27 protein-coding genes are annotated in these 25,639 nt (G+C 63.1%); 17 read left to right on the top strand and 10 right to left on the bottom strand.

Features of this window, described 5'->3' with window-relative positions; all coding sequences use genetic code 11:
* Positions 1 to 134: 134 nt before the first annotated feature.
* Together NKJ11_RS29795 and NKJ11_RS29790 are read right to left on the bottom strand one after the other, a co-directional pair.
* Entirely contained in the window at positions 135 to 1,916 is a 1,782-nt protein-coding gene (locus tag NKJ11_RS29795; RefSeq protein WP_352794856.1) for a chloride channel protein, read from the bottom strand.
* 127 nt (positions 1,917 to 2,043) lie between these two features.
* Positions 2,044 to 2,343 carry a putative quinol monooxygenase gene (locus NKJ11_RS29790; protein ID WP_352794855.1) on the bottom strand — a complete coding sequence of 100 codons (300 nt, stop codon included), beginning with the start codon at positions 2,341 to 2,343 and terminating at the stop codon, positions 2,044 to 2,046.
* A 123-nt stretch (positions 2,344 to 2,466) separates the two neighbouring features.
* Here NKJ11_RS29790 and flhA point away from each other — a divergent pair, with 123 nt between their 5' ends.
* The 11 genes from flhA to NKJ11_RS29735 all read left to right on the top strand — a co-directional run bounded on the left by flhA (position 2,467) and on the right by NKJ11_RS29735 (position 12,531).
* Complete coding sequence (flhA, locus tag NKJ11_RS29785; RefSeq protein WP_127326668.1) at positions 2,467 to 4,554, top strand: flagellar biosynthesis protein FlhA; 2,088 nt, start codon at positions 2,467 to 2,469, stop codon at positions 4,552 to 4,554.
* Positions 4,551 to 5,303 (top strand): flagellar biosynthetic protein FliR, encoded by a 753-nt coding sequence (gene fliR, locus NKJ11_RS29780; protein WP_127290444.1) that lies wholly within the window; start codon positions 4,551 to 4,553, stop codon positions 5,301 to 5,303. Before flhA ends, fliR begins: the two co-directional genes overlap by 4 nt.
* 2 nt (positions 5,304 to 5,305) lie before the next feature.
* Positions 5,306 to 5,689 (top strand): hypothetical protein, encoded by a 384-nt coding sequence (locus NKJ11_RS29775; RefSeq protein WP_352722610.1) that lies wholly within the window; start codon positions 5,306 to 5,308, stop codon positions 5,687 to 5,689.
* Between the two features lie 179 nt (positions 5,690 to 5,868).
* Positions 5,869 to 6,954 carry an ABC transporter ATP-binding protein gene (locus tag NKJ11_RS29770; protein WP_352722611.1) on the top strand — a complete coding sequence of 362 codons (1,086 nt, stop codon included), beginning with the start codon at positions 5,869 to 5,871 and terminating at the stop codon, positions 6,952 to 6,954.
* A 37-nt stretch (positions 6,955 to 6,991) separates the two neighbouring features.
* Positions 6,992 to 8,317, top strand: coding sequence for an ABC transporter substrate-binding protein (locus NKJ11_RS29765; RefSeq protein WP_352775058.1), 1,326 nt, complete (start codon positions 6,992 to 6,994; stop codon positions 8,315 to 8,317).
* A 193-nt stretch (positions 8,318 to 8,510) separates the two neighbouring features.
* Positions 8,511 to 9,362, top strand: coding sequence for a carbohydrate ABC transporter permease (locus NKJ11_RS29760; protein ID WP_372337954.1), 852 nt, complete (start codon positions 8,511 to 8,513; stop codon positions 9,360 to 9,362).
* A gap of 1 nt (position 9,363) precedes the next feature.
* Positions 9,364 to 10,257 carry a carbohydrate ABC transporter permease gene (locus NKJ11_RS29755; protein ID WP_023810030.1) on the top strand — a complete coding sequence of 298 codons (894 nt, stop codon included), beginning with the start codon at positions 9,364 to 9,366 and terminating at the stop codon, positions 10,255 to 10,257.
* Between the two features lie 129 nt (positions 10,258 to 10,386).
* The gene (locus NKJ11_RS29750) at positions 10,387 to 10,998 is read left to right on the top strand and encodes a rod-binding protein (RefSeq protein WP_352441887.1); all 612 of its coding nucleotides are present in this window, start codon (positions 10,387 to 10,389) and stop codon (positions 10,996 to 10,998) included.
* Positions 10,999 to 11,010: 12 nt separating this feature from the next.
* Positions 11,011 to 11,436 carry a hypothetical protein gene (locus NKJ11_RS29745; RefSeq protein ID WP_127290460.1) on the top strand — a complete coding sequence of 142 codons (426 nt, stop codon included), beginning with the start codon at positions 11,011 to 11,013 and terminating at the stop codon, positions 11,434 to 11,436.
* 97 nt (positions 11,437 to 11,533) lie between these two features.
* The gene (locus tag NKJ11_RS29740; RefSeq protein ID WP_023810033.1) at positions 11,534 to 12,049 is read left to right on the top strand and encodes a hypothetical protein; all 516 of its coding nucleotides are present in this window, start codon (positions 11,534 to 11,536) and stop codon (positions 12,047 to 12,049) included.
* A gap of 197 nt (positions 12,050 to 12,246) precedes the next feature.
* Complete coding sequence (locus NKJ11_RS29735) at positions 12,247 to 12,531, top strand: SCP2 sterol-binding domain-containing protein (protein ID WP_013529756.1); 285 nt, start codon at positions 12,247 to 12,249, stop codon at positions 12,529 to 12,531.
* A gap of 96 nt (positions 12,532 to 12,627) precedes the next feature.
* Here NKJ11_RS29735 and NKJ11_RS29730 read toward each other — a convergent pair whose 3' ends face one another.
* Entirely contained in the window at positions 12,628 to 13,197 is a 570-nt protein-coding gene (locus NKJ11_RS29730) for a GNAT family N-acetyltransferase (protein ID WP_352554065.1), read from the bottom strand.
* Between the two features lie 171 nt (positions 13,198 to 13,368).
* Entirely contained in the window at positions 13,369 to 14,502 is a 1,134-nt protein-coding gene (odc2, locus tag NKJ11_RS29725; RefSeq protein WP_023810036.1) for an ornithine/lysine decarboxylase, read from the bottom strand.
* Between the two features lie 540 nt (positions 14,503 to 15,042).
* On the opposite strand from odc2, the gene NKJ11_RS29720 reads away from it, so the two are divergent.
* The 4 genes from NKJ11_RS29720 (at position 15,043) to NKJ11_RS29705 (ending at position 19,067) form a co-directional block, all read left to right on the top strand.
* Positions 15,043 to 16,239 carry an amidase gene (locus NKJ11_RS29720; RefSeq protein WP_023810037.1) on the top strand — a complete coding sequence of 399 codons (1,197 nt, stop codon included), beginning with the start codon at positions 15,043 to 15,045 and terminating at the stop codon, positions 16,237 to 16,239.
* Between the two features lie 2 nt (positions 16,240 to 16,241).
* On the top strand, positions 16,242 to 17,141 hold the full coding sequence (locus NKJ11_RS29715) for a LysR family transcriptional regulator (protein ID WP_023810038.1): 900 nt from the start codon (positions 16,242 to 16,244) through the stop codon (positions 17,139 to 17,141).
* A gap of 82 nt (positions 17,142 to 17,223) precedes the next feature.
* Positions 17,224 to 17,892 carry a DUF1007 family protein gene (locus tag NKJ11_RS29710; RefSeq protein ID WP_127320170.1) on the top strand — a complete coding sequence of 223 codons (669 nt, stop codon included), beginning with the start codon at positions 17,224 to 17,226 and terminating at the stop codon, positions 17,890 to 17,892.
* The gene (locus NKJ11_RS29705) at positions 17,889 to 19,067 is read left to right on the top strand and encodes a nickel/cobalt transporter (RefSeq protein WP_128303099.1); all 1,179 of its coding nucleotides are present in this window, start codon (positions 17,889 to 17,891) and stop codon (positions 19,065 to 19,067) included. The genes NKJ11_RS29710 and NKJ11_RS29705 overlap by 4 nt, the downstream gene beginning before the upstream one ends.
* Before the next feature lie 25 nt (positions 19,068 to 19,092).
* Here the strand turns inward: NKJ11_RS29705 and denD are convergent, their stop codons facing one another.
* From denD to NKJ11_RS29685, 4 genes are all read right to left on the bottom strand, one after another.
* Positions 19,093 to 20,070, bottom strand: a complete 978-nt coding sequence (gene denD / locus NKJ11_RS29700; RefSeq protein WP_352610360.1) for a D-erythronate dehydrogenase — start codon at positions 20,068 to 20,070, stop codon at positions 19,093 to 19,095.
* A gap of 16 nt (positions 20,071 to 20,086) precedes the next feature.
* Positions 20,087 to 20,299: a hypothetical protein gene (locus NKJ11_RS29695; protein WP_126071175.1), complete on the bottom strand. Its 213-nt coding sequence runs from the start codon at positions 20,297 to 20,299 to the stop codon at positions 20,087 to 20,089.
* Between the two features lie 89 nt (positions 20,300 to 20,388).
* Positions 20,389 to 21,372 carry a cation diffusion facilitator family transporter gene (locus tag NKJ11_RS29690; protein ID WP_352610358.1) on the bottom strand — a complete coding sequence of 328 codons (984 nt, stop codon included), beginning with the start codon at positions 21,370 to 21,372 and terminating at the stop codon, positions 20,389 to 20,391.
* Between the two features lie 10 nt (positions 21,373 to 21,382).
* A complete protein-coding gene (locus tag NKJ11_RS29685; RefSeq protein ID WP_352794854.1) occupies positions 21,383 to 22,069 on the bottom strand; it encodes a GNAT family N-acetyltransferase in 687 nt (228 codons plus the stop codon).
* An 83-nt stretch (positions 22,070 to 22,152) separates the two neighbouring features.
* Between NKJ11_RS29685 and NKJ11_RS29680 the strand changes: the two genes are divergently transcribed.
* Positions 22,153 to 23,337: a pyridoxal phosphate-dependent aminotransferase gene (locus NKJ11_RS29680; RefSeq protein ID WP_023810044.1), complete on the top strand. Its 1,185-nt coding sequence runs from the start codon at positions 22,153 to 22,155 to the stop codon at positions 23,335 to 23,337.
* A gap of 151 nt (positions 23,338 to 23,488) precedes the next feature.
* On the top strand, positions 23,489 to 23,854 hold the full coding sequence (locus NKJ11_RS29675) for a YciI family protein (RefSeq protein ID WP_128303104.1): 366 nt from the start codon (positions 23,489 to 23,491) through the stop codon (positions 23,852 to 23,854).
* Here the strand turns inward: NKJ11_RS29675 and NKJ11_RS29670 are convergent, their stop codons facing one another.
* Together NKJ11_RS29670 and NKJ11_RS29665 are read right to left on the bottom strand one after the other, a co-directional pair.
* Positions 23,855 to 24,610, bottom strand: a complete 756-nt coding sequence (locus tag NKJ11_RS29670; RefSeq protein WP_023810046.1) for an SDR family oxidoreductase — start codon at positions 24,608 to 24,610, stop codon at positions 23,855 to 23,857. It lies immediately after the preceding gene.
* A gap of 258 nt (positions 24,611 to 24,868) precedes the next feature.
* Complete coding sequence (locus tag NKJ11_RS29665; RefSeq protein WP_127809400.1) at positions 24,869 to 25,606, bottom strand: tellurite resistance TerB family protein; 738 nt, start codon at positions 25,604 to 25,606, stop codon at positions 24,869 to 24,871.
* Between the last annotated feature and the right edge of the window lie 33 nt (positions 25,607 to 25,639).

Genomic DNA, 25,639 nt, shown 5'->3' with positions numbered 1-25,639 from the left:
ATCGGCCACCTCGTCGAAACCATCGAGGCAGCCGAATGCAAGAACTACTTCGAAAACGCAGGCTACGCTTCCGTCAAAATATGAAACGCTCTAGGCTCCGCAACCACTGTGACAGGCATCCGGCTTGGCCTTCGTTACCCCTCGCCCGACAGGTCGCGGCGCGCCTTGTCGAGTTCCTCGGCATAGCGCCGCATCAGATGGCCTTCGGTCAACAGGCCCAGCACGATGTGGTCGGTGAAATCCTCGACGACAGCGAGTTCTTCGGCGCCGGCGCGCTGGAATGTTTCCGCGGCGGCCTGCACGTTCATGCTCGGCACCAGCACCGCGTCCTTGGATTTGGCAAGATCGCGCACCGGGACCTCGCCGCCGGAAGGATCGCTGTGCAGTTCGGCTACGATCAGCACGCCGACATAGTGGTCGCCCGCGTCGACGGCGATGACGCGCTGGGCAGAGCCGAGCGACACTTGCTTGCGGAAGGCTGCCAGCGTCGTCGAGGCATAGATGGTCTTGATGTCCTTGCGCATCATCGAACCGACTGTGAGGCTGCGCATCCAGCCGACATCGTGGGCGCTGCGGATGGTCTCGCCGCGCAGATGGAAGCGCCATGTCGAGAACGAGTAACCGAAGGTTTCGCGCACCAGGATCGCCGACATGATCGAGGCGGCCAGCACAACGCCGGTCAGCGTCAGGTCGCGGGTCGATTCCAGCGCCAGGAAGGTCATCGTCAGCGGACCGCCGACGACACCGACTGCGAGCGACGTCATGCCGACGACGGCGGCAACGGCAGGGTCGATGCCGGTTGCCGGCGAGACGACAATCATCACATCCGCGAATGCCTTGCCGAGCAGCGCGCCGAGGAACAGCGAGGCGAAGAACAATCCGCCGCGAAAACCCGACCCCAGCGACACCGCCGACGCCGTCAGCTTGAGCACGAAGACGCTGGCCACCACGGCCAGCCCGTAATTCATCGAGAATTCGCGATGCAGCGCGCCATGGCCGCTTGACAGCACTTGCGGGGTGATAAGACCCAGCAGCCCGACGATGACGCCACCGATGACGGGGCGCAGCGCCGCATCGATCGACAGTCTGGCAAAACCACGTTCGATCAACGTCACCAGATGCATGATGGCGATCGAGGCGGCACCGCCGAGCAGGCCGAGCAGCAGGAACGGCACATACTGGCTGGCGGTGAGCGCAGGCAGGCCCGAAAGCTCGAGCGGAAACGGCACGCCGCCGAACATTTCGGCGGTCAGCGAGGCGCAGATCGCGGCTGTCAAGACCGGTGCGACATTGGCGACAGAGTAGATGCCGATGACCAATTCGAAGCCGTAGAAGGCGCCGGTCAGCGGTGCATCGAAGGCGGCGGCGATGGCGCCGGCCGCACCACAGCCGACCAGGATGCGGACATCGTTGCGGCGCAGCCTGAAGATGCCCGCCAGCCGCGATGCCAGCCCGGAGCCAACCTGCGTATAGCCGGCTTCCAGCCCGACCGAGGCGCCAAAACCGCTGGAGATCATCGTCTGGCCGGCGATGATGAAGGTGTCGGTCAGCGACATGCGCCCGCCATAGAGCGCATTGGCTTCGATCGGGTCGATCGGCGTGCGGAATTTCCGTATCCTGAGCCAGACCACCGTCAGCCCCAGCAGCATGCCGCCGATCGCCGGTATCAGCGCCTGCATCGGATTGGCGAGCGAGAACATGCCGGAAAGCCGGCCGCCTGGCTGAACGCCGAACAGCAGCCCGTGCAGGTCCTGCACGATCTGGCTCATCGCCGTGACCAATATGCCAGCCATCACGCCTACGACACCTGCGAGGATGACCACCACGATGCCGCGTGCCTCGAGCAGAGGCAACGACCTGACCAGCACCGCGCGCAACCGGCGGGCGTAGACTTCGCTGTGGTTTCTGGAAAGCACCCGGGCGGCTCGCCGATATCGAAAGGCAGTGGAAAGCCAGCCTGATACGCCCGGCGGCACGGCATGGCAACCACAATGCCGACAGACATCACACAGCGGGCGCGATATCGATCGGCCGATGGACCGTTCAGGTCGGCATGGGCTCGCCGGCTTCATAGAGCACGAGGTTGCGCTCGCCTATGCCAAGCGCCGGCCAGCTCGCACGCCAGTCCGCAATGTGCGGCGAGGCGAAATGCGCGTCGAGCGCCGCCCTGTCGCTCCAGACTTCCGTGACCCGGATGAGCCCGGCATCGAAAACATCCTGCGCGTAACAATATTCGAGGCAGCCGGGTTCCGCGCGGCTGCCGGAAACCATGCGCTGCATGGCAGGCTTTGCCTCCTCAAGCTTATCGGGCGGCAGGCGGATTGTGCCAATGATCAGCAGCATGCGATTTCCTTTCGAAGACGCGGACCAAGGCGCAGTAGCCAGTCTCCCACCCTCGCGCAAGCTTGGCGGACTACCCTCACAGGGCTGTCGTGCGCTCGGCAGTCTACGGGGTTTGAGGACGATATGGCGATCAGCGAAAGCATTCAGCCCGGCGCGGTGGCCAAGAACGGCCGCGACGTCTTCTTCGCCATCGGCATCGTCATCATCCTGGCCGTCCTGTTTCTGCCGATTCCGGCCTTTCTCATCGACATCGGCCTCGCCTTCTCGATCGCGCTTTCGGTGCTGATCCTGATGGTGGCGCTGTGGATCCAGCGGCCGCTCGATTTCTCGTCGTTCCCGACCGTGCTGCTCATCGCCACCATGCTGCGGCTGTCGCTCAACATCGCCACCACGCGCATGATCCTGTCGCATGGCAATGAGGGCACGCATGCCGCCGGCTATGTCATCGCCGGCTTCTCCAAGCTGGTGATGGCCAGCGACTTCGTCATCGGCCTGATCGTCTTCATGATCCTGATCGTGGTGAACTTCATAGTCATCACCAAGGGCGCCACCCGTATCGCCGAAGTCGGCGCCCGCTTCACCCTCGACGCCATCCCAGGCAAGCAGATGTCGATCGACGCCGACCTGTCGGCCGGCATGATCGACGACAAGACAGCGCAGCTGCGCCGCCGTGAACTGGAAGAAGAATCTTCTTTCTTCGGCTCGATGGACGGCGCCTCGAAGTTCGTGCGCGGCGATGCCATCGCCGGCCTCATCATCACCGCCATCAACATCGTCGGCGGCATCGCCATCGGCTACATCAGGCACGGTATGGGCATGGGCGAAGCCGCCGACGTGTTCATCAAGCTGTCGGTCGGCGACGGCCTCGTCACACAGATCCCGGCCCTGATCGTGTCGCTCGCCGCCGGCCTGCTCGTCTCCAAGGGCGGCACGCGCGGCTCGACCAACCAGGCGGTGTTCGGCCAGCTCGGCGCCCACCCGCGCGCCCTCTATGTCGCGGCATCGCTGCTGGTGCTGCTCGGCCTGATGCCCGGCCTGCCGCTGTTCCCGTTCTTTGCGCTGGCCGCCGGCATGGCCGGCCTCGGCTACGTCATCCCGATGCGCGCCAACCGCGCCGTCGCCGAAGCCGAGGCGATCAAGGACCAGGAAAAGGCGACTAAGGTCGAGGAGGAGAAGAACTCGGTCAAGGCCTCGCTCGCCACCGCCGAGATCGAGCTTTTGATAGGCAAGCAGCTGTCGACAAGGCTGCTGACGTCGCATCAGGAACTGGTTTTCCGCATGGGCAAGATGCGCAAGAAATTCGCCACCCAATATGGCTTCGTGGTGCCGGAGGTGCGCGTCGCCGACGATTTCGCCATCCCGCCGAAGAGCTACCAGATCAAGGTGCACGGCACCGTGGTGGCCGAGTATCAGATGCGCGTCGGCGAGATCATGGTGCTGCTCGGCAACCGCGACATACCCGAGATACCGGGCGAGGAAATCCGCGAGCCGGCCTTCGGCATGCGCGCCTATTCCGTGGTCGAAGCCTTCGCCGAGGATCTGAAGCGCGAGAACTACACCTTCGCCGACAACATGTCGGTGCTGCTCACCCATCTCTCCGAGGTCATCCGCAACAACCTGCCGCAGCTTCTGTCCTACAAGGACATGAAGGCGCTGCTCGAACGCCAGGACCAGGAGTACCGCAAGCTCGCCGACGAGATCTGCACCACGCACATCTCCTATCCCGGCCTGCAGGCGGTGCTGAAGCTGCTGCTGGCCGAACGCGTCTCGATCCGCAATCTGCACCTGATCATCGAGGCGATCGCCGAGATCGCGCCGCATGTGCGCCGCACCGAGCAGATCGTCGAGCATGTCCGCATCCGCATGGCCCAGCAGATCTGCGGCGACCTGTCCGAGGGCGGCGTGCTGAAGGTGCTGCGCCTCGGCAACCGCTGGGACCTCGCCTTCCACCAGAGCCTCAAGCGCGACGCCAAGGGCGAGGTGCGCGAATTCGACATCGACCCGCGCCAGCTCGAGGAGTTCGGCCAGGACGCGACCAAGGCGATCAAGAAATATCTGGAAGCCGGCGAGCGTTTCGTCCTCGTCACCGCGCCCGACGCCCGCCCCTATGTGCGCATGATCATCGAGCGCCTGTTCACCACGCTGCCGGTGCTCAGCCATGTTGAAATCGCCAAGGGCGTCGAGATCAAGGTGCTCGGAACCATATCGTGAGCGTGCTGTCGCAAGGCGTCGTCATCGCGGCATTCCTGGCTTTCTGCCGCATCGGCGCCTGTTTCATGCTGATGCCGGGCCTCTCCAGCGCCCGCGTCCCGGTCCAGGTCAGGCTGTTCGTGGCGGTCGCCGCCACCGGCGGCCTGCTCGCCTTCCTGTGGGACAAGATCTTTCCTTTCGTCGACCCGCGCCCCCAGATCCTGGTGCCGATGATCATCTCGGAACTTCTGGTCGGCGGCCTGATCGGCGCCATGACCAGGCTCTACATGGAAGCCCTGCGCTTCATGGGCTCGGCCATCGCCATGCTGGTGGGCTATGGCGGCAGCGGCGGACCGGCGATCGAGGAGCCCGAACCCCAGGCAGCCCTTGCCGCCATCATCTCGTTCTCGGCGCTTTTGATGCTGTTCGTCTTCGATTTCGACCACGAAATAATACGCGCGCTGGTTTCCTCCTACACGGTCGCGCCGGTCAACATCTTCTTCAACCCGCAGGCAGCCCTTGTCGATGTCACCGACACGGTGTCGGACACCTTCTTCCTGGTCATCCGCCTCGGCAGCCCGTTCGTCGCCTATGCCATTCTCGTCAATCTGACGATCGGCTTCGTCAACAAGCTGACCCCGCAGATCCCCATCTATTTCATCTCCCAGCCCTTCATCATCGCCGGCGGCATGATCATCTTCTATTTCGCCGTCGGCACCATGCTGTCGCTGTTCGTCGACGGCTTCGTCGACCTGACATTGGCGAGGTAGAAATGAGCACGCGCAAGGACCGCCTCAAGAAGCTGGTCAAGGTGCAGGAACAGCTGAAGGCGCTGCACGAAACCCGCCACGCCACCTTCCTTGCGGCGGCCAGTACCGCCGAGGCCGAGGCCAAGGAACTGGTCGGCCATTTCGACCAGGCCGATTCGCTCTCCGCCCTGTTTCCCGATCTCTACCATCGCCGCATTGCCCAGGCGGTGGTGCGCCAGGAGGCGAACCTGGCGAGCGCCAGGCAGGAAGCCAACCTCATCGCCGCGGCGACCGCCCGCACCAACATGGTCGAGCGCGCCTACAAGGACGTACGCAACCGCGACGAACGCGAACGCTCCGACCGCGAGCGGCTCGATATCATCGCGCAGAAGCAGGGCGAGGAGTAGCTGGGAGGATTGTGTGGCGCGAAGCGGACCCTCCAAGGTTCGGCCTTCCCGTAAACGCTTTACAGCCCGGTTTGGTAGCGCTACCGTTTGGCCTAGCGTGAGCCTGGGAGGAGCCAGGGCTGTCGCTGGCGGAAGCGTTTGTTCCTTCGACGACGTCGCAGGAATTGTTGGGAGGACCGATGGCGTCTGTCGCAATTGGCGAAGTCTATAAATCATTCGGCGCTGTCGAGATCCTGCACGGGGTCAGCGTGAACATCGAGGACGGCGAGTTCGTCACTCTGGTCGGACCGTCGGGCTGCGGAAAATCAACCCTTCTCAGAATGATCGCCGGCCTGGAAAAGATTTCACGCGGCCAGATCGCGATTGGCGAACGTGTCGTCAACAACGTTGCGCCCAAGGAGCGCGACGTCGCCATGGTCTTCCAGAACTATGCGCTCTATCCACACATGACCGTCGCCGAGAACATGGCGTTCTCGCTGATGCTCAAAGGAGTTTCCAAGCCGGAGAGCGATGCCGGCGTGCGCCGCGCAGCCGAAATCCTTGGGCTGGTGCCGTTGCTGGCGCGCTATCCTCGGCAGCTTTCCGGCGGCCAGCGCCAGCGCGTCGCAATGGGCCGCGCGATCGTGCGTGATCCGGCGGTGTTTCTCTTCGACGAACCGCTGTCCAATCTCGACGCCAAACTCAGGGTGCAGATGCGCGCCGAGATCAAGGAACTGCACCAGCGCCTCAAGACCACGACAGTCTACGTCACTCACGATCAGATCGAAGCCATGACTATGGCTGACAAGATCGTGGTCATGCATGACGGCATCGTCGAGCAGATAGGGCCGCCGCTGGAACTTTATGACCGGCCGAACAATCTTTTTGTCGCCAGCTTTATCGGCTCGCCGGCCATGAATTTGCTGAGGGGCGAGATCGCTTCCGACGGCTCACCCTCGTTCCGCGGCGCCGGGGGGATTTCAGTGCCGTTGGCCTCGGCACTTTCCATCCGCAACGGCGAGCCTGTGGTGCTGGGAATAAGGCCCGAGCATTTGCGGCTGTCCGACGAGCAGGGCATTCCGGTCACCGTCGCGGTGGTTGAACCAACCGGGTCCGAAGTGCAGCTCATCGGCAGGACAGCCGGCGGCGAAGAGATCGTCGCGAATTTCCGGGAACGACATTCCTTCACGCCGGGCGAAACCATCCGGCTTACGGCCGAGCCCAGCCTCATTCATCTCTTTCACGCAGAAACCGGACAGAGATTCCAAACACGTACCGATCAGTAGGACCATAGGCAAGGACAACAAACAGGAGGAAACGAGCATGAAGTTCACCAGACGCGACGTGATCCGCACCACCGCCGGCGCGGCGGCGGGTGCCTTGGGAAGTCGGTTCATCAGCTCTCCGGCCCTTGCCCAGGACGGACTGAAATACAAACCCGAGGATGGCGCCAAGCTTAGACTGCTGCGCTGGTCGCCTTTCGTCCACGGCGACGAGGACCAATGGCTGGCCAACACCAAGCGCTTCATCGAAGCGACCGGTGTCGAGGTTCGCGTCGACAAGGAAAGCTGGGAGGACATTCGTCCCAAGGCGGCGGTCGCCGCCAATGTCGGGTCCGGCCCCGACCTGATGTTCGTCTGGTTCGATGACCCGCACCAATATCCCGACAAGCTGCACGACGTGAGCGAACTGGGTGAGTATCTAGGCGCGAAATACGGTGGCTGGCACGAGGGACCTAAGCAATATGCGACACGCGCCGGGAAGTTCGTCGGCCTGCCCCTGGCCACGATCGGCAATGCCATCGTCTATCGGGAAAGCTGGGTGAAAGAGGCCGGCTTTTCGGAGTTTCCCAAGGATACGAAAGGCTTCCTGGAACTTTGCAAGGCCTTGCAAGCGAAGGGACATCCGGCCGGCTTCACGCATGGCCATGGCGTCGGCGACGGCAACAACTATGCTCATTGGCTGCTGTGGAGCCATGGCGGCCAGATGGTCGACGAGAGTGGCAAGGTAACGATCAACAGCCCCGAGACCCTCAAGGCGATCGAATACGCGCAGGAGCTCTACAAGACCTTCATTCCAGGCACCGAAAGCTGGCTCGACGTCAACAACAACCGCGCCTTCCTGGCCGGCGAACTGGGGGTGATCGCCAATGGAATTTCCGCCTACAACACGGCCAAGATCAACAAGGACAAAGATCCAAAGCTGGCTGAAATCGCCAAGGACATACGCACGACCAACCTGCCCATCGGTCCTGTCGGCAAATCCGTCGAATTGTTCCAGGTGACCACGGCTGTCATCTTCAATTACACGCCCTACCCCAACGCGGCTAAGGCGTATTTGCAGTTCATGTTCGAGGAACCGCAAATGAAGGACTGGATCACCTCCTCGGCCGGATATTGCTGCCAGACACTGAAGGCATTCGACAACAACCCCGTATGGACCGCCGATCCCAACAACGCCGCTTACGCCAAGGCTTCGGCTACTCTGCGGCCTAACGGCTATGCCGGGCCGCTCGGCTATGCCTCGGCGGCAACCATGGCCGACTACGTGCTGGTCGACATGTTCGCCAAAGCGGTGACCGGCCAGGCGACGCCGCAAGAGGCAATGGAAGAGGCCGAGAAGCGGGCAAATCGCTATTATCGCGTTTGAGCCGGCTCAGCCGGGCAGCGCGGCTGCCCGGCTGGCTTCGGATTGCGTCGCGGCCGATCCGGCCTATCAATGAGACCTCAGCAGGAGCCAACCCATGGCCGTGCCGTCAGCTGCCATCCAGCCGCGACCTTCGATCTTCTCACGGATTCTGTCGCGCTGGAGCGAAAGCCGGAACGCACTTGGCTTCGGCTTCATGCTTCCGGCGGCTGCACTGCTGCTTGTCTTCCTGACCTATCCGCTGGGGCTCGGCGTCTGGCTCGGCTTCACCGATGCCCGCATCGGCCGCCCCGGCATCTTCATCGGCATCGAAAACTATGAATATCTGTGGAGCGACGCCGTCTTCTGGCTCTCCGTCTTCAACACCTTGCTCTATACGATCAGCGCTTCGATCCTGAAATTCGCGCTCGGCCTCTGGCTAGCGCTCCTCCTCAACCAGAACCTTCCCTTCAAATCGTTCTTCCGCGCGATTGTCCTGCTGCCGTGGGTGGTGCCGACGGTGCTCTCGGCCATCGCCTTCTGGTGGATCTACGATTCGCAGTTCTCCATCCTGTCGTGGGCGCTTATGGAAATGGGACTGATCGATCACCGCATCAATTTCCTTGGCGATCCGGAGAACGCACGCGCCTCGGTGATCGCTGCCAATGTCTGGCGCGGCATTCCTTTCGTGGCCATCACGCTGCTGGCCGGCCTGCAGACGATTCCCCAATCGCTTTACGAGGCCGCGACGCTCGACGGCGCCAGCCGTTGGCAGTTGTTCCGCTATGTGACGCTGCCGCTGCTGACGCCGATCATCGCCATCACCATGACCTTTTCGGTCCTGTTCACCTTCACCGATTTCCAGCTGATCTATGTGCTGACTCGCGGCGGGCCGGTGAATGCCACCCATCTGATGGCGACGCTCTCGTTCCAGCGCGGCATTTCCGGCGGCCAGCTTGGCGAGGGAGCCGCAATCGCGGTGGCGATGATCCCATTCCTGCTAGCGGCGATCCTTTTCAGCTATTTCGGCTTGCAACGTCGTAAATGGCAGCAGGGCGGTGGAGACTGACATGGCCGCGATCGAAACGAACAATCGTCCGAACACGGATGAAGGCGGCATGGGCTATCTCCAGAGCCTGCCCCGGCGCGTGGTGACCGTTTATCTGCCGCTCCTGATCTTCGTCATCGTGCTGCTGTTCCCGTTCTACTGGATGACGATCACGGCGGTGAAACCCAATCTCGAGATGACGGATTATGCCAATTTCAATCCGTTCTGGGTCGTCCATCCGACACTCGAGCATATTCGGTATCTGCTCTTCGACACATCCTATCCGGGCTGGCTTCTCAACACGATCATCATCTCGACCGCCGCAACTTTCCTGTCGCTGCTGGCGGCGGTTTTCGCTGCCTATGCGATCGAACGCTTGAGGTTTTCCGGGGCGCGGCAGGTCGGCTTGGCGATCTTCCTGGCCTATCTCGTGCCGCCCTCGATTCTGTTCATTCCCCTGTCGGTGATGGTTTTCAACCTCGGCCTTTACGATACGCCGTTCGCGCTGATCCTCACCTATCCGACGTTCCTCATTCCATTCTGCACGTGGCTCTTGATGGGCTACTTCCGCTCGATCCCTTTCGAACTGGAAGAATGCGCGCTGATCGACGGCGCCAGCCGCTGGCAAATCCTGACCAAGATAGTTCTGCCGCTGTCGGTGCCTGGCCTGATTTCCGCCGGCATCTTCGCTTTCACCCTGTCATGGAACGAATTCATCTACGCTTTGACTTTTATCCAGTCGTCCGAAAACAAGACCGTGCCGGTCGGCGTGCTTACCGAGCTCGTACGTTCGGACGTCTATGAATGGGGAGCCCTGATGGCAGGCGCGCTGATCGGCTCCCTGCCGGTGGTGGTGCTCTATTCATTCTTTGTCGAGCACTACGTCTCCTCGATGACGGGCGCGGTCAAGGAGTGAAGCTGAGGCGGAAATCGACGATGGAAAAAACTGCCCGACAACGCATGGCGCCAAGCCGGCAGCTTCGATCCGATCCCCGCACTTCCGCTCCCTCTCCTTCCCGCAAGCCTGCCACAAGCTTGTTGAGGCATGGTCTGGCTAAGGAAAACCGGTAAAAGGCGGACTTTCTTGGCGATTTCTCCACCCAGCGACATCGTTATGGATGTGGCCCGAGCCGTCGACCCGGCGGATATCGAGACCGCCCGCGCCGCGCTGGCAAAGCGGGCCGGCGGCGCTGCGGGCACGTTTTCACTCGACACCGCCGCTTCGGTCGATGCCGGCTCGATCCTGTCGCGCGCCACCGCCGACAAGGCCGCCGCTGCAACCGACCCGGCCAACAAATTCAAGAAGTTCGAGGCGATGGTGCTGCAGACCTTCATCCAGAACATGCTGCCAAAGGATACCGAGGGCGTCTACGGCAAGGGCCTGGCCGGCGACATGTGGAAATCGCAGCTTGCCGAGCGGGTCGCGGACGTGATGGCCGAACGCGGTGGCATCGGCATCGCCAAGTCGATGCTTGCCGACCACTATCTCGAAGGCAAGCGCGTGGTTCCGGTCGGTCCGGTTTCGGGCGGGTTGGAAAAGACCGAGATCGACCAGCAAAACAGCCTGTCGACCTCGCTGGTCCACCAATTGCAGCGCAAGGCTGCGGGGTCGATGACCGGTGACGAGACGACCATAAAAACAAATATCAAGATCTAAACGGGAAACGCCATGGCCGACTTTTCGGAATCCACCTCCAACCTGCCAGCACGCACGACCGCGTCGGAAGCGCCGATCCCGTTCGCGCGGCCTGGCAACCTCGCCGCCATCATCGGTCGCATCGAGGAAGTGGTCGAGGAAGAGACCGCCGGCATCCGCAACGCGACCAACTATGATCTCAAGGCATCGAACGCCCGCAAGAGCCGCTACCTCTACGAGTTGACCCGCGCCATGAAGGGCGGCAGCGAAGCCGAATTCCTCGAACAGCACCGCGAGGGCCTGACCCGGCTGCGCCAGAAGCTGGCGAAGAACGAAGCGGCGATCCTCGCGCATCTCAGCGCGGTCAACGAAGTCGCCAGCCTGCTGCGGCATGCCATCCAGCGCGCCGAGACCGACGGCACCTACTCCGCCGGCGAGTTCGGCTGGATGAAGGCATGATGCCGAACACGAGCGACACTTCGGAGATCCTGCCGAAGCAACGGCGCAGTGCCGCGTCGCCTTCGCAAGGGACTGATCAAGGGACTGACAAGAGTCGATGATCAAGGTCATCGCCATCGCCGTCTGGATTTGCGCCGCAACCCTCGGCGCCGTGTTCTATTCGTTTCAGGCGGCCGGCGAGCGCGGTGTCGGCGAAACGCCGAAGCCGATGCTGGGCGGTCTCGACTACGTCAAGACCGACATCATTTCGGTGCCGCTGATCCGCGATTCTGAGATCGGCGGCTATTTCCTGACCAAGCTCGTCTACACCGTCGAACCCGAGCAGATAAAGAAGCTGTCCATTCCGGCCGAAGCGCTGATCACCGACCAGGTCTATTCCTACCTCTATTCCAATCCGCAGATCGACTTCACCAACAAGGCGACCATCGATCTCGATGCCTTCCGCGCCGCAATCCGCGATACCGTCAACGCGCGTGTCGGCGCGCCTTTGGTGCATGAAGTTCTGATCGACCAGGTCAATTTCCTGTCGAAGGACGAAATCCGCGACAACTGGCTGCGCCGCAAGAAAAGCGAAACGGCGACCGAAATGACCAAGGCGTTCAAGGAACACTGAGTTGCCCTGCTCACAGGCCCGGTCACATCGAGCCTCGCCTGCCGCAAGGGCAGGAACCAGCCACCCGAATCCGCGTTGACGTAAACGTCAACCCAAAGCTATATGCGGCAGCGACCGTGATCGCGAAACCGCGGCATGGGCTTCGGCTGGATCGAAGCGCCGTTGCGAGACAGATGCAACCAGACAAGGAGAACAGCGTGAGCGTTCAGGAGATTGCCGAGAAGATCAAGTCGCGGGTGGCCAGTAGCGGGTTCGATCGTTCCGTGAAATTCGACACCGGCAGCGACGGCGTCATCGTCATCGACGGCGCGACTGTTTCGAACACCGATGCACCCACCGACTGCACCATCAAGCTCTCGCTCGACGATCTGGATTCGCTGATCGCTGGCGACCTGAACCCGACAATGGCGTTCATGACCGGCAAGATAAAGGTCGAAGGCGACATGACCGTCGCTATGGCGCTCAGCCAGCTGATCGGCTGAAGGCATCCAGCCGCCCAGGCGGCGGCACCCACCAATTGCGAAAAAACGCCGCCTTTTTCGGGCGGCGTTTTTGCATGAAATGCTGGCGGCTTCGTGTCAGGCCGCCGATATCAATTCCTGCGCCTTCAGCTTGCGACCGGCCGCCTTCAGCGTGCCGTGCACGCCGTCAAGCGCGCCTTCCACCAGTTCCAGCGCCAGCAGGCGGTGCCGCTCATAGGGTCCTGGCATGGCAAGTGAACCGGTCTTCTCGGCCGAGAAGCCGAAGCGCGCGTAATAGGGCGCATCGCCGACCAAAAGGATAGCGGCATGGCCGAGACGCGCCGCTTCGGCGATGGCATGGCGCATCAGCGCCGAGCCGATGCCGGCATTCTTGAGCGACGGGTCGACGGCAAGCGGGCCAAGCAGCAGCGCGGCCGCACCGCCCTCGCCCAGCCTGACATCCCACAGCCGCACGGTGCCGGCCACGCCGCCCGAAGCATCGCGGGCGACGAAGGCCAGCCCTTCCGAGGGCCGCCGGCCACGCCGCAACTTCTCCGACGACTTTTTCCTGCGCTTCGGCCCCATGGCCCGATCGAGCAACGCCTCGCGCGCCGCAACATCGGCGGCGGTTTCGGCGACCATCCCAAAGGCCGGTGCGTGGCCCCCAATTTCAACTGGCATTTCCATTTCAAATGACATTTCCATTTCCGCAATCCCTGGCGAGCGGAGATCTGTTCCACAGGCGAGCCCGGGTGGACGACAGGCGCCCACCTGGGATGATCTGATCGGCTCTCTCAGCGCATTTTCAGGCGAAGTTGTGTCCGGTTCGCCGTCCGAAAATGCGCTGAGGAAGCGCCGTCAGATCACGTAGGATCGGAGAGGCTCGAAGCCGTTGAAGGCGACCGCCGAGTAGGTGGTCGTGTAGGCGCCGGTGCCTTCGATCAGCACCTCGTCGCCGATCGTCAGCGACAAAGGCAGCGGATAGGGCGTCTTCTCGTACATCACGTCGGCCGAATCGCAGGTCGGGCCGGCGAGCACGCAAGGTGCTGTCTCCGTGCCGTCATGCGCGGTGACGATCGGGTAGCGGATCGCCTCGTCCATCGTCTCGGCCAGGCCGCCGAACTTGCCGATGTCGAGGAACACCCAGCGCACATTGTCGTTGGCCGCTTTCTTCGAGATCAGCACGACTTCCGACTTGATGACGCCGGCATTGCCGACCATGCCACGGCCCGGCTCGATGATGGTCTCGGGAAGCGCGTTGCCGAAATGCTTGCGCAGCGCCGAGAAGATCGCCTGGCCATAGGCCTGGGCGGCCGGCACGTCACGCAGATAGCGCGTCGGGAAACCACCACCCATATTGACCATCTTCAAGACGATGCCTTCTTCGGCGAGCGTCGCGAACACCACCTTGGCGTCGGCCAGCGCACGGTCCCAGGCGGTCAGGTCGGTCTGCTGCGAGCCGACATGGAACGATACGCCATAGGCGTCGAGGCCGAGCCCCTTGGCATGGCGCAGCACGTCGACGGCCATCGCCGGCACGCAGCCGAACTTGCGCGACAGCGGCCATTCGGCGCCCTCGCCATCGGTCAGCACGCGGCAGAACACGCGCGCGCCTGGAGCGACGCGGGCGATCTTCTCGACCTCTTCGACGCAGTCGACCGCGAACAGGCGGATGCCGAGCTGGTAGGCGCGTGCGATGTCACGCTCCTTCTTGATGGTGTTGCCGAAGGAGATGCGGTCCGCCGGCGCACCAGCGTCCATCGCCATCTCGACTTCGGCAACGGAAGCGGTGTCGAAGGACGAGCCCATCGCAGCAAGCAGGCGCAGGATTTCCGGCGCCGGGTTTGCTTTCACAGCATAGTAGATCTTGGAATCAGGCAGCGCCTTCTCGAAGGCGCGGAAATTGTCGCGCACGACATCGAGGTCGACGACGAGGCAGGGGCCGGTCGGACGTCGGGTGGCGAGAAAGTCAAGAATGCGCTGGGTGGCCATCGGGGTCTCTCCATCAGCGCCTTTCGGCGCGCAATAAGGCTGCGGGACGCGGGCTGTCGGCCTCGCGAACTCGCGGTGGACAAAGGCGGGACGGAAATTCATGGAACCAGCCGGTGGAGACCCCGGAACCATGAAGCGCCGTCTCGCGGCGGTGAACCTTGGCCTTGCCCGGCCTCGGTTCGCTTTGTCTGCCTTGGCTTGGATGGGAGACCCGTCCGCACTGCCGGCAATGAAGGTGTGCCTCTTCAGTAACCCCGGTTTTTGGACAACCGGCAGAACACCAGAAAGGCCCGCACCGTCGTTGCTTCAAGGTGTCCTCGGGCTGGCGGTTGGCCGCTAGACCGACTGGAGGGGTTAGCTCCAGTTACCTTACCGATTTCCCTCACCATTCGAGGATCGGCGGACACCCACAGGCACGTGCGACTTTGGGCAAGCGCGATATAAGGGCGAAGACTTTCACAATCAATAAAAATCGTATCGCAGGTTGTAAAATTTCTGGCGTCGAACAATGTTGCGGCAACCGTATCCGGATATCGAACGATGACAGGCACGCACGGCCCTCTCAACGCCTTTCTCGATCTTCGCCAGATGCCAGTGGCACATGCCCAGCTAGGCCCGCTGGCCGGCCTGCGGCTGGCCGTCAAGGACATCTACGACGTCGCCGGCTACCGCACCGGTTGCGGCAATTTGCAAAAATTCGCCGAAAGCCACGCAGCCTCGCGCACCGCACCCGCCGTGCAGATGATCCTCGATGCCGGCGCACGCTTCGTCGGCAAGACGCAGACCGACGAGCTTGCCTTCGCGCTGTTCGGCCAGAATGCGCATTTCTCGTTTCCGGTGAACCCGGCGGCACCCGACCGCGTCACAGGCGGCTCCTCATCGGGATCGGCGGCGGCGGTGGCGGGCAGGCTGGCCGATATCGCCACCGGCTCCGACACCGGCGGCTCGATCCGCGCCCCGGCGAGCTTTTGCGGACTGATCGGGCTGCGCACCACGCATGGCCGCATTCCGCTCGACGGCACCATGAAGCTGGCGCCGAGCCTCGACACGTTCGGCTGGTTCGCCGACGACATCGAGACCTACGAAACCGTCGGCAAGCTGCTGCTCGGCCGCGATCCGCACCAGCATGTGTTGGACCGGCCGCTGGCACTGGATTGGCTGGATGGATTGGTCGCCCGCCCGGCGCTTGCCGAATATGGTGAAATGAAGGGGCTGGCGGGCAAGGTCTTCGGCGCGCCGATGACGCCGGGAGTGCGCTTCTCCTCATCTCCCGATGAACTCTACTGGTGCTTTCGCCGGCTGCAGGCCAGGGAGGCCTGGGCGGTGCATGGCGAATGGATCACCAGCGGCGAGCGCGGCCTTGGCCCCGGCGTCGAGGAGCGTTTCGGCTTTGGCCGCGCCGTCGACGACAAGACAGCCCAGGCCGAGAAGGTGCGACGTCTGACCTTTCGCGGCGAACTGAGCGCCCTGCTCGGCAAGAACGGCTTCCTTGTCCTGCCGACGGTGCCTGGTCCGGCACCTTACGTGGACAGCACGCCGGAGCAGTTCCAGGCCTATCGCGAACGGGCGCTCCAACTTCTGTGCCTGGCCGGCCTGTCCGGTTTTCCACAGATCACACTGCCCGTCGGCTCGGTCGCCGGCGCCCCGTTCGGCCTGTCGCTGCTTGGCCCTTCCGGCAGCGACATTGCCCTGATACGGCTCGGCCGGAAACTTCTCGACGCGGCACGAAAGGCCTGACCATGGACACACTGACGCGCATGCGTGCCTTCATCGACGTGGTCGAGGCCGAGGGCTTTTCGGCGGCGGCGCGCAAGATCGGCCGCTCCAAGGCCCTGCTGTCGAAATATGTGCGCGAGCTGGAGGACGAACTCGGCGCTTTGCTGCTCAACCGCACCACGCGCCAGTTCTCGATGACAGAGGCCGGCCACACCTATTACCGGCGCGCCTCGGAGATCGTGCGCGAGGTCGACAGCCTGGCCGACGCGGTGCGTGAATCCTCCGGTGACGTGCGCGGCCGGATCAAGCTGTCGGCGCCGCGCACCTTCGCCGATGCGCCGATCGGCCAGTCCCTGATCGACTTCGCCAAGCAGCATCCCGACATCGTCCTCGACATCCAGCTCGACGACCGCTTCGTCGATCTGGTCGAGGAGGGCTTCGATCTTGCGGTGCGCATCTCGCGGCTGGAGAACTCGTCGCTGATCGCCAGGCGGCTGGCGCCGTTTTCGATAAAGCTCTGCGCCTCCCCCGAACTGATCGCCAAGCATGGCATGCCGACAAGGCCGCAGGATCTCAGCCGCATGCCTTGCATCGTCGACACCAATGGCCGCGGACTGAACAACTGGCCGTTCAAGGGCGACAATGGCGATCCGGTGAGCGTTTCGGTGTCCGGTCCGGTCGAGGTCAACAGCCCGATGACGGCGAGAGCCGCGGCCGTGGCGGGTCTCGGATTTACCGTCCTGCCGGATTTCATCGCCGCGCCCGACCTCGCGAGCGGCCGGCTGGTGGCGGTGATGGATGACCGTATCCTGTCGGGCGGCGGCATCTTCGCCGTCTACCCGCACCGTCGCTATCTGCCGGCGAAAGTCCGCGTCTTCGTCGACTTTTTGGTGCAGTGGTTCAGGACGCGCGAGGCTGGCTGACCGGCGTCAATAGTCTCGTGGTCCCAATTTCGCCCCCTTTCTGGTAACTCTCGGCAACTCTTCCGAGGCCTATGGACCGAGAATGAATCTGAAACGGCACGCAATCATGCTGGCTTCGGCCTTGGCGGCTAACTTTGCCGCCACTGGACCGGCTTACGTGCATCCGCATGTCTTCGCCGAGGCCCGCCTCGATGTGATTCTCTCCCCGGATCACCAAAGCGTGAAGGCTCTGCGTCATCTCTGGCGCTTCGACGATCTGTTTTCCTCGACCGTGATGATGGAGTTCGACAAGAACTCCGACCTGAAGCTCGACGACAAGGAGCTGAAGGAAGTCGCCGACACCGTTCATGCCTCGCTGGCCGAGTTCAATTACTTCCAGCTCGTCACCGTCGACGGCAAGGACGTGGCGATGACGCCGCCGCCGCATCTGATGGCCAATTTCGACAACGATCAGCTGATCATCCTTTTCGAGTCCGAACCTAAGGTGCCGATCAAGCTCCACGGCAAGATCGATATCGGCGTCTACGATCCGACATTCTACACGGCGATCGACTTCACCGAGGACTCCAACATCACGGTTGAAGGCCTGCCCTCGAACTGCACCAGCAAGGTGGTCCGTCCGGACCCGGACGAGGCTATCAAGGAAAACCAGAAGACCCTCACCGATGCCTTTTTCAACGATCCGACCGGCACCGATATGAGCAAGATCTTCGCCACCAAGCTCGAACTGACCTGTCAGCCAGAAGGATGAAGCCGGTGACGAAACCGTCCCTGCGTTTGGCGTTCGGCCTGTTGGCCCTCACTGTCGCCATGATGCATTTCGCCGACGCCGCTCATGCCCAGAGTTCGCTCGGCATCGGCGTCAATGACGGCATGGCGCCCACCACCGGCCCGTTCGCCCACATCCTGATGTGGATCAATCTCAGGCAGCAGGAATTCTACCGCGCGCTGGCGACGGCGATGAAGGCGATGCGCCAGGACGGCAGCAAGATCTGGGTACTCGTCGGCCTGTCCTTCGCCTACGGTATTTTCCATGCGGCCGGCCCCGGCCACGGCAAGGCGGTGATCTCGTCCTACATGGTGGCCAATGAGGTGGCGTTGCGGCGCGGCATCCTCTTGTCCTTCGTCTCGGCGCTGCTGCAGGGCCTGACCGCGGTCGCGGTGATGGGAGTCGCCTACTTCGTCCTGCGCGGCACCTCCGTCTCGATGACGGACGCAGCCTGGTTCATGGAGATCATGAGCTTTGTCTTCGTCACCCTGTTCGGCGCCTGGCTCCTGTGGCGCAAGCTCGGCCCTTCCATCCTGCGCCTGTTTGGCAGAGGACCGGCCTACAGCCTGTCGGCGGCTCACGCCGGCCATTCTCACGCCGGTCATTCTCATGGGGGTCATTCGCATGCCGGTCACTCCCATGCAGCTCACAGCCATTCGGCGCATGCTCATGCGCACGCGCTACACGCGCATGACCATGTGCACGGCCCTTCGCACGATCATCACGATCATGCCGAACACGATCATGAACACCACGATCACGCGGCGGGCGAAGTCTGCGACACCTGCGGCCATTCGCACGCACCCGATCCGGCGCTGCTGTCGGGCGATCGCTTCGACTGGCGCACGGCGTGGACGGCGGTGGCGGCGGTCGGCATCCGCCCCTGCTCCGGCGCGCTGATCGTGCTCAGCTTCGCCCTGCTCAACGGGCTCTGGCTCGGCGGTTTGCTGTCGGTGCTGGCGATGTCGCTGGGAACGGCGATCACCGTATCGGCACTGGCGACACTGGCGGTGACCGCCAAGAACTGGGCGGTCTATTTCGCCGGCGACGGCCGCATGGGCAACCGCATCCACTCGATCGTCGAGATCGGCGGCGCAGCCTTCGTGTTCCTGTTCGGACTGCTGCTGCTGTCGGCGAGCCTGGCGGCAGGCGGATGATGCCCGACGCAGCGAGGCTCGGAGTTTAACCCGCGATCTTGCCGCCGAGCTCATCTTCGATATGAGCGCGGATGATCTCGTCAAAGCTCCTTTCGGCGCTGAAGCCCAGTTCCCTTGACCGCCGCGCCTCGAACCGTGTTGGCCAGCCCTTGACGATCGCCCAGATCGTGTCATCCGGCTCCTCGCGGATCAGGCTTACCGCCTTCGGCCCGGCGATGCGTTCCAGCGCCTCGATCTGCTCGCCGACGGTGACGGCGACGCCAGGCATCGTCAGGTTGCGGCGTGGCCCGACGGCGCTGCTGTCGATCCCTGCCGCATGGATCAGGAAGTTGACCGCCGAGCGCGGGCTGGCATGCGTGTGCACGACCGAGCGCGGCACCGGCAGGATCGCCTCCTGGCCGCTCAACGGCTCGCGGATGATGCCTGAGAAGAAGCCGGACGCCGCCTTGTTCGGCTTGCCCGGCCGCACGCAGATGGTCGGCAGCCTGATGCCGATGCCGTCGAAGAAACCGCGCCTGGAATAGTCGGCCAGCAGCGCTTCGCTCATCTGCTTCTGGGTGCCGTAGGAGGTCAGCGGCGTCGGATGGAAGTCATCGGGAATGACATCCGGGAACGGCGCGCCGAACACCGCGATCGACGAGGTGAAGACGACGCGCGGCGCAAAGCCCGCCAGCCGGATGGCATCGAACAGGGCCCGCGTGCCATCGAGATTGACGCGGTAGCCGAGATCGAAATTCGCTTCCGCCTCGCCCGACACGATGCCGGCAAGATGGAACACGACGTCGGGGCGCGATGCGACCAGGCGCTCAGTGGCCCCCGCTTCGGCGAGATCGCCGGTGTGCAGCGTGACGCTGACGCCATCCAGGCTCGGTGCCTGCGGCGGCACGATATCGTGTAAATCGAGCGCGGTGATCTTGCCGCCGCGCAGCGTGCCGTCCTTGGCCAGCCGGGCGATGAGCTTGCGGCCGACCATACCCGCGGCGCCAGTGATCAGAATGCGCATATCGAAAATCCCTTGCCTATTTACCCTGGTTTTTGCGCTGGTTGCGGGCCCGCAGCCAGAACACCGAGAAGAACGCCAGCACGAAGACGATGCCAAAGGCGCCGGCCAGCACGGTCGAAAGGCTGCCGAGTGCCAGCATCACGGTCGGCAGATAGTAGGCGCCGATACCGAACAGAAGCATGATCCACACTGCAGCGATAAGAGCATTCCTGGTGTCACGATCCATCACGCCGCACCAGGGCAGCGGGTGTTCATCAAGCTGGTTTTCAAGGTTTCGCAACTCCTGAGGCAGGACAATCGACATCGATCGATCCGGTCCTAGTGATGGTGGTCGTGATAGGCTGCCGCTTCATGCTCGTGCCCATGCTCGTGCTCGTCGCCGTCGTCGGCGCACTGGCCGAATTCCGGTTCCACGGTGGCATGGCTGATGCCGTGCTCGCTGGCAAGCCGCTTCTTGACGGCACTCACTGCCTGATGCGCATCGACGCCCTCGTCGAGACAGGCATGCAGTGTCGCCATGTTGCTGGTCCCGTCGAGCGACCAGACATGCATGTGGTGCACTTCGCGCACGCCCTGGATCGTCGCCTCGATATCCCTGGCGATCAGATCGCGGTCGAGGCTTGGCGGCACGCCCTCGAGCAGCACATGGGCGGCTTCACGCATCAGCGACCACGCCGTGTAGAGGATCAGCAGCGAGACCAGGACCGACAGGATCGGGTCGACCGGCGTCCAACCGGTCGCCAGGATGACCAGCGCCGCCGCTATGGCCGCCGCCGAGCCGAGCAGGTCGCCAAGCACATGCAGGATGGCGCCGCGCATGTTCAGGCTCTCGCGGTCGCCGCCATGCAGCACGACGAACGAGCCGATGTTCACCAGCAGGCCAAGGATCGCCACCACCAGCATTGGCCCGCCAAGCACCGGTGCCGGCGCCTGCAGGCGCTCCCAGGCTTCGTAGACGATCCACAGGGCGATGACGAAGATGGCGATGCCGTTGGTATAGGCCACCAGCGTTTTGACCCGCCCGAAGCCATAGGTGAGACGAACGGTCGCCGGGCGGCTAGCCAGATGGAAGGCATACCAGGCAAGGCCGAGCGCGATCGAGTCGGCGAGCATGTGGCCGGCATCGGCCAGCAGCGCCAGCGATCCGGTGAGGATGCCGCCAAGCGCTTCGGCGACCATGAAGCCGCCGGTCAGGCAGGCTGCGATCAGAACGCGTTTCTTGTCGGTCGAGCCATGCACATGACCGGGGCTGTGATCATGCCCAGTGTGATCATGCCGGCTGTGATCGTTTGTATGTGCCAATGGCGAACTCCTAAGCGCCGAATTCCGCGCGACAATCCTCGAGCCGTCGCTTCTGCTGGCCGTCGCCATCGAAATTGGCCGGATCGAGCCACGCCTCATAGGCACTGCGCAGAGCCGGCCACTCCTTGTCGATGATCGAATACCACGCGGTGTCGCGGTTTTCACCCTTGACGATCAGATGCTGGCGGAAAATGCCTTCGAACTTGAAGCCGAACCGTTCGGCCGCCCGCTTCGATGGCTCGTTGCGGTTGTTGCACTTCCATTCGTAGCGGCGGTAGCCGAGTTCGTCGAAGATGTATTTCATGAACAGGAACTGCGCTTCGGTTGCTCCCGGCTTGCGCGAGATGAGCGGTCCCCAATAGATGTTGCCGATCTCGATGACGCCGTACGCCGGATCGATGCGCATCAGTGTCTGGCGTCCGGCGACCTTGCCGCTGGCCTTGTCGATGACGGTGAAGAACAGCGGATCCTCGCTGGCCTCGACCTTGTCCAGCCATGGCTGGAAGGCGGCGCGGGTCTCCGGCGGATAGTCCGGCAGCCAGGCGAAGCGGCCGCCGATGTCGGACACGGAGGACGCTTCATAGAGGCCATCGCCGTGTTTTGCAGCACTCAGCGGCTCAAGCCGGACAGTGCTTCCGTCGATGGTCTTGCGTTCAGGCCGCGGGCGCGGTTGCCAATCCCTGAGATTTTCCGACACCGAAAGCTCCAATCCGTTTGACTTTTGCCAGCCGAAGCTCACAAAAACGCGACCCAACAGCAAGAACCACACGGACGGGAAAAATGCTCCACACGATTTCGGCCTTCGACCGTCTCGGCGAGGAAAATGCATTCGCGGTGCTGGCGCGGGCGACAGCCCTTGCAAGCCAAGGTCGGGACATCGTCAATCTCGGCATCGGCCAGCCGGACTTCAAGACGCCGCAGCACATCGTCGAGGCGGCGATCAAGGCGTTGCGCGACGGTCACCACGGCTACACGCCGGCCAACGGCTTGCTGGCGACGCGCGAGGCAGTGGTGCGGCGCACGCTGACCACCACCGGTGTCGAAGTATCGCCCGAAACGGTGATGATCCTGCCCGGCGGCAAGCCGACCATGTTCGCGGCGATCCTGATGTTCGGCGAACCTGGCGCCGAAATCCTCTATCCCGATCCGGGCTTCCCCATCTATCGCTCGATGATCGAGTTCACCGGTGCGGCGCCTATTCCGGTGCCGATGCGCGAGGAGAACGGCTTTGCCTTCTCCGCCGAGGAGACGCTGGCCTTGATCACCTCGAAGACCAGGCTGCTGATCCTCAACTCACCCGCAAATCCGACCGGCGGCGTCACGCCGCGTGCCGAGATCGAGAAACTGGTCAAGGGGCTGGAGGCGCATCCGCACGTCGCCATCCTCTCCGACGAGATCTACGACGTCATGACCTATGATGGCGAGACGCATTGCTCGCTGCTCGGCTTTCCCGAGATCCGCGACCGGCTGATCGTGCTCAATGGCTGGTCGAAAACCTGGGCGATGACCGGCTGGCGCATGGGCTGGTCGATCTGGCCGAATGGCGACAAGGGCGCCCATCTCTACGACAAGGTGCGCAAGCTGGCTGTCAACTGCTGGTCCTGCGTCAACGCGCCGAGCCAATTCGCCGGCATCGCGGCAATCGACGGCCCGCAGGACGATGTCGCCAATATGATGCGCGCCTTCGACCGCCGCCGGAAGATCGTCGTCGAGGGACTGAACGCCCTGCCTGACATTTCCTGCATCACGCCCAAGGGCGCGTTCTACGCTTTCCCCAACGTCTCGAAGACCGGCTGGAAGGCCAAGAAGCTGGCCTCGGCGCTGCTCGACGATGCCGGCGTGGCGCTGATCGGCGGTCCCGATTTCGGCATTCTCGGCGAAGGCTATATCAGGCTCTCCTACGCCAATTCCGAGGAGAACATCTTGCGGGCGCTGGAACGGATCGGGGCCTTCCTGGCGAAGTAAGCTTGAAAGCGGCCCGCTGTCCTCTTCCGGACAATTTGCGGCTGTGGCATGACGGTGTCATGAGCCGTCCGGAGGCGCGCGGCCAAGACTGGGCGTGCATGTCGAGAACGGCTACGGTCCTCGGATCAGGATCGAAGTGGGGTGACATCGGATGTTCTATGCAATCCTTGCCTATCATGTGGAAGACGCAATCAAAGCGCTGACGCCGCAGGAAGATACGGCGCTGATGGCTGACTTGCTCAAGATCCATGAAGGGCTCTATGCCGACGGCAGCCTTGGCCCGTCGGCGCGGCTTGACGCGACACAATCGGCCTGCACCTTGCGCGACGGCATGATCGTCGACGGCCCCTTCGCCGAAACCAAGGAACAGCTTCTCGGCCTCTATGTCGTCGACTGCCCGACGCGGGACGATGCCATCGCTATCGCGCGCGAGTTTCGTCGCGTCAATCCGACCGCCGTCTACGAGATCCGTCCTATCGCGCTCTATCTACCCGGCGCAGAGCTACCGGGAGAATAACTACCCACGCCCGACAAACGGCATCTTGGTCGCCATGACGGTCATGAACAGCACGTTGGCCTCGAGCGGCAGGCTGGCCATATGGACGACGGCGTCGGCGACGCGCTGAACATCCATCACCGCTTCGGCTGATATCGAGCCGTTGGCCTGCGGCACGCCGACCGTCATCGGCTGCGCCATATCGGTCAGCGCATTGCCGATGTCGATCTGGCCGCAGGCGATGTCATAAGGCCGGCCGTCGAGCGCCAGCGTCTTGGTCAGCCCGGTGATGGCATGCTTGGTCGCCGTGTAGGGCACCGAGCCCGGGCGCGGCGCATAGGCCGACACCGAACCGTTGTTGATGATGCGGCCACCCATCGGCTTCTGCTTGCGCATGGCGCCAAAGGCGGCACGGGCACACAGGAACGAACCGGTGAGATTGACGCCGACGATATCGTTCCACACTTCGACCGGTATCTCGTCGATCGGCGCCGATTTGTAGCCCATGCCGGCATTGTTGAAGAGCAGGTCGACACGGCCGAAGGCCGCCGCCACGGTCTCGAACAGATCGTCGACCTCGCCTGCCTTGCTGATATCGCAGGCTACCGCCAAGGCCTTGGCGTCGGTGCGGCCGGCCTCGGCGACCGCAGCGTCCAGCACCGACTTGCGGCGCCCGCAAAATACCGTGTTCCAGCCGTTCTTGAGCAGCGCCGTGGCGACGCTCTTGCCGATGCCCGTGCCGGCCCCGGTGACGATGGCGGTTCTTTGCTCGGTCATGGCTGTTGTCCTCCGGCAGAGCTGCGCTTGCTCGACTGATTTTCGGGTTTTGGCTCGAAAAAGGAAGGCATCGCAAATGACGGCGGCGATGGCAAGCGTGTCCATCCGATCGGGCCGACAAAAAGGGCGGCCATTGGCGACCGCCCCTGATCTGAACCGGGCTTGGGAGGAGGAAAAGCCGATCCGACTGTGTTGAATGATGCGCTTGCTGGGTTAACGAGAGGTTAACCCGGAAAGTGCCTCCTGTGCCGTTTTGGCCTACCAGCGCGGATTGGGTGATGTCCCTGCCTTGGCCGGCACCTTGGCCGCCGAAACCGTTGCCTCGACATGGTCGACCAGCGCGTCCGGCAGGCCGAGCCGGCCTGCAAGCAGGTCGAGATAGCCACGCTCGGCGCGGGTGTCGGGATCGATGGTCAGGCGCGATGCCGTGTAGAGTTCGAGCTTCTGCGCGTCGGTCTTGGCGCCGGCCACCAGCGTGTCGAGGTCGAGCGGGCTTGCCAGCTCCGCCATCAGGAACTTTTCGGCATCGGAGTCTATGCCGGCCAGGCTGAGCTTGCCGGCGATCTTCTGGCGCTCTTCATCGTCGATATGGCCATCGGCCTTCGCCGCCGAGATCATCGCCCGTATCAGGGTCAGCGTGAATTCGTCCTCGCCTTGCGGCGCCTGCGACGGGTGGAAGGCGGTGTCCTTGGGCGGCGGCAGCAATTCCGGTTCGCCGGCCGCCGGTGCTTCGGCGGGTGCGTTGCCGGCCTTGTAGTTCTGGTAGGCCTTGTAGGCGAGACCGCCGATGGCAGCCAGTCCGCCAAGCTTCACCGCGGCGCCCGTTACGTTACGACCGGCACCAGTTCCAAGTAGCACGGCGGCCAGTGCGCCGGCGGCCAGCGGATTGTCCTTGGCCATCTGCACGGCCTGCCCCGCCTTGTCGCGAACGGTGCCGCTGGTGCCGGGGATTTGCGAGCCGAGCAGATCGTCGAGAAGCTTCTTGGGATCGAACATTCAGTGCCTCCAGGATTTGCCCGGCCGAACGGG

Source organism: Mesorhizobium sp. M0243 (genome assembly GCF_040321775.1).
Lineage (GTDB): Bacteria > Pseudomonadota > Alphaproteobacteria > Rhizobiales > Rhizobiaceae > Mesorhizobium.
This window is presented reverse-complemented; position numbering and strand designations above follow the sequence as displayed.

Bases quoted from the DNA above. Each gene is read 5' to 3' on its own strand.
- NKJ11_RS29790 (WP_352794855.1), bottom strand. From the start codon at position 2,343: ATGCTGCTGATCATTGGCACAATCCGCCTGCCGCCCGATAAGCTTGAG.
- flhA (WP_127326668.1), top strand. From the start codon at position 2,467: ATGGCGATCAGCGAAAGCATTCAGCCCGGCGCGGTGGCCAAGAACGGC.
- NKJ11_RS29775 (WP_352722610.1), top strand. From the start codon at position 5,306: ATGAGCACGCGCAAGGACCGCCTCAAGAAGCTGGTCAAGGTGCAGGAA.
- NKJ11_RS29770 (WP_352722611.1), top strand. From the start codon at position 5,869: ATGGCGTCTGTCGCAATTGGCGAAGTCTATAAATCATTCGGCGCTGTC.
- NKJ11_RS29765 (WP_352775058.1), top strand. From the start codon at position 6,992: ATGAAGTTCACCAGACGCGACGTGATCCGCACCACCGCCGGCGCGGCG.
- NKJ11_RS29760 (WP_372337954.1), top strand. From the start codon at position 8,511: ATGCTTCCGGCGGCTGCACTGCTGCTTGTCTTCCTGACCTATCCGCTG.
- NKJ11_RS29755 (WP_023810030.1), top strand. From the start codon at position 9,364: ATGGCCGCGATCGAAACGAACAATCGTCCGAACACGGATGAAGGCGGC.
- NKJ11_RS29750 (WP_352441887.1), top strand. From the start codon at position 10,387: ATGGTCTGGCTAAGGAAAACCGGTAAAAGGCGGACTTTCTTGGCGATT.
- NKJ11_RS29745 (WP_127290460.1), top strand. From the start codon at position 11,011: ATGGCCGACTTTTCGGAATCCACCTCCAACCTGCCAGCACGCACGACC.
- NKJ11_RS29740 (WP_023810033.1), top strand. From the start codon at position 11,534: ATGATCAAGGTCATCGCCATCGCCGTCTGGATTTGCGCCGCAACCCTC.
- NKJ11_RS29730 (WP_352554065.1), bottom strand. From the start codon at position 13,197: ATGGAAATGCCAGTTGAAATTGGGGGCCACGCACCGGCCTTTGGGATG.
- odc2 (WP_023810036.1), bottom strand. From the start codon at position 14,502: ATGGCCACCCAGCGCATTCTTGACTTTCTCGCCACCCGACGTCCGACC.
- NKJ11_RS29720 (WP_023810037.1), top strand. From the start codon at position 15,043: ATGACAGGCACGCACGGCCCTCTCAACGCCTTTCTCGATCTTCGCCAG.
- NKJ11_RS29715 (WP_023810038.1), top strand. From the start codon at position 16,242: ATGGACACACTGACGCGCATGCGTGCCTTCATCGACGTGGTCGAGGCC.
- NKJ11_RS29710 (WP_127320170.1), top strand. From the start codon at position 17,224: ATGAATCTGAAACGGCACGCAATCATGCTGGCTTCGGCCTTGGCGGCT.
- NKJ11_RS29705 (WP_128303099.1), top strand. From the start codon at position 17,889: ATGAAGCCGGTGACGAAACCGTCCCTGCGTTTGGCGTTCGGCCTGTTG.
- denD (WP_352610360.1), bottom strand. From the start codon at position 20,070: ATGCGCATTCTGATCACTGGCGCCGCGGGTATGGTCGGCCGCAAGCTC.
- NKJ11_RS29680 (WP_023810044.1), top strand. From the start codon at position 22,153: ATGCTCCACACGATTTCGGCCTTCGACCGTCTCGGCGAGGAAAATGCA.
- NKJ11_RS29675 (WP_128303104.1), top strand. From the start codon at position 23,489: ATGTTCTATGCAATCCTTGCCTATCATGTGGAAGACGCAATCAAAGCG.
- NKJ11_RS29670 (WP_023810046.1), bottom strand. From the start codon at position 24,610: ATGACCGAGCAAAGAACCGCCATCGTCACCGGGGCCGGCACGGGCATC.
- NKJ11_RS29665 (WP_127809400.1), bottom strand. From the start codon at position 25,606: ATGTTCGATCCCAAGAAGCTTCTCGACGATCTGCTCGGCTCGCAAATC.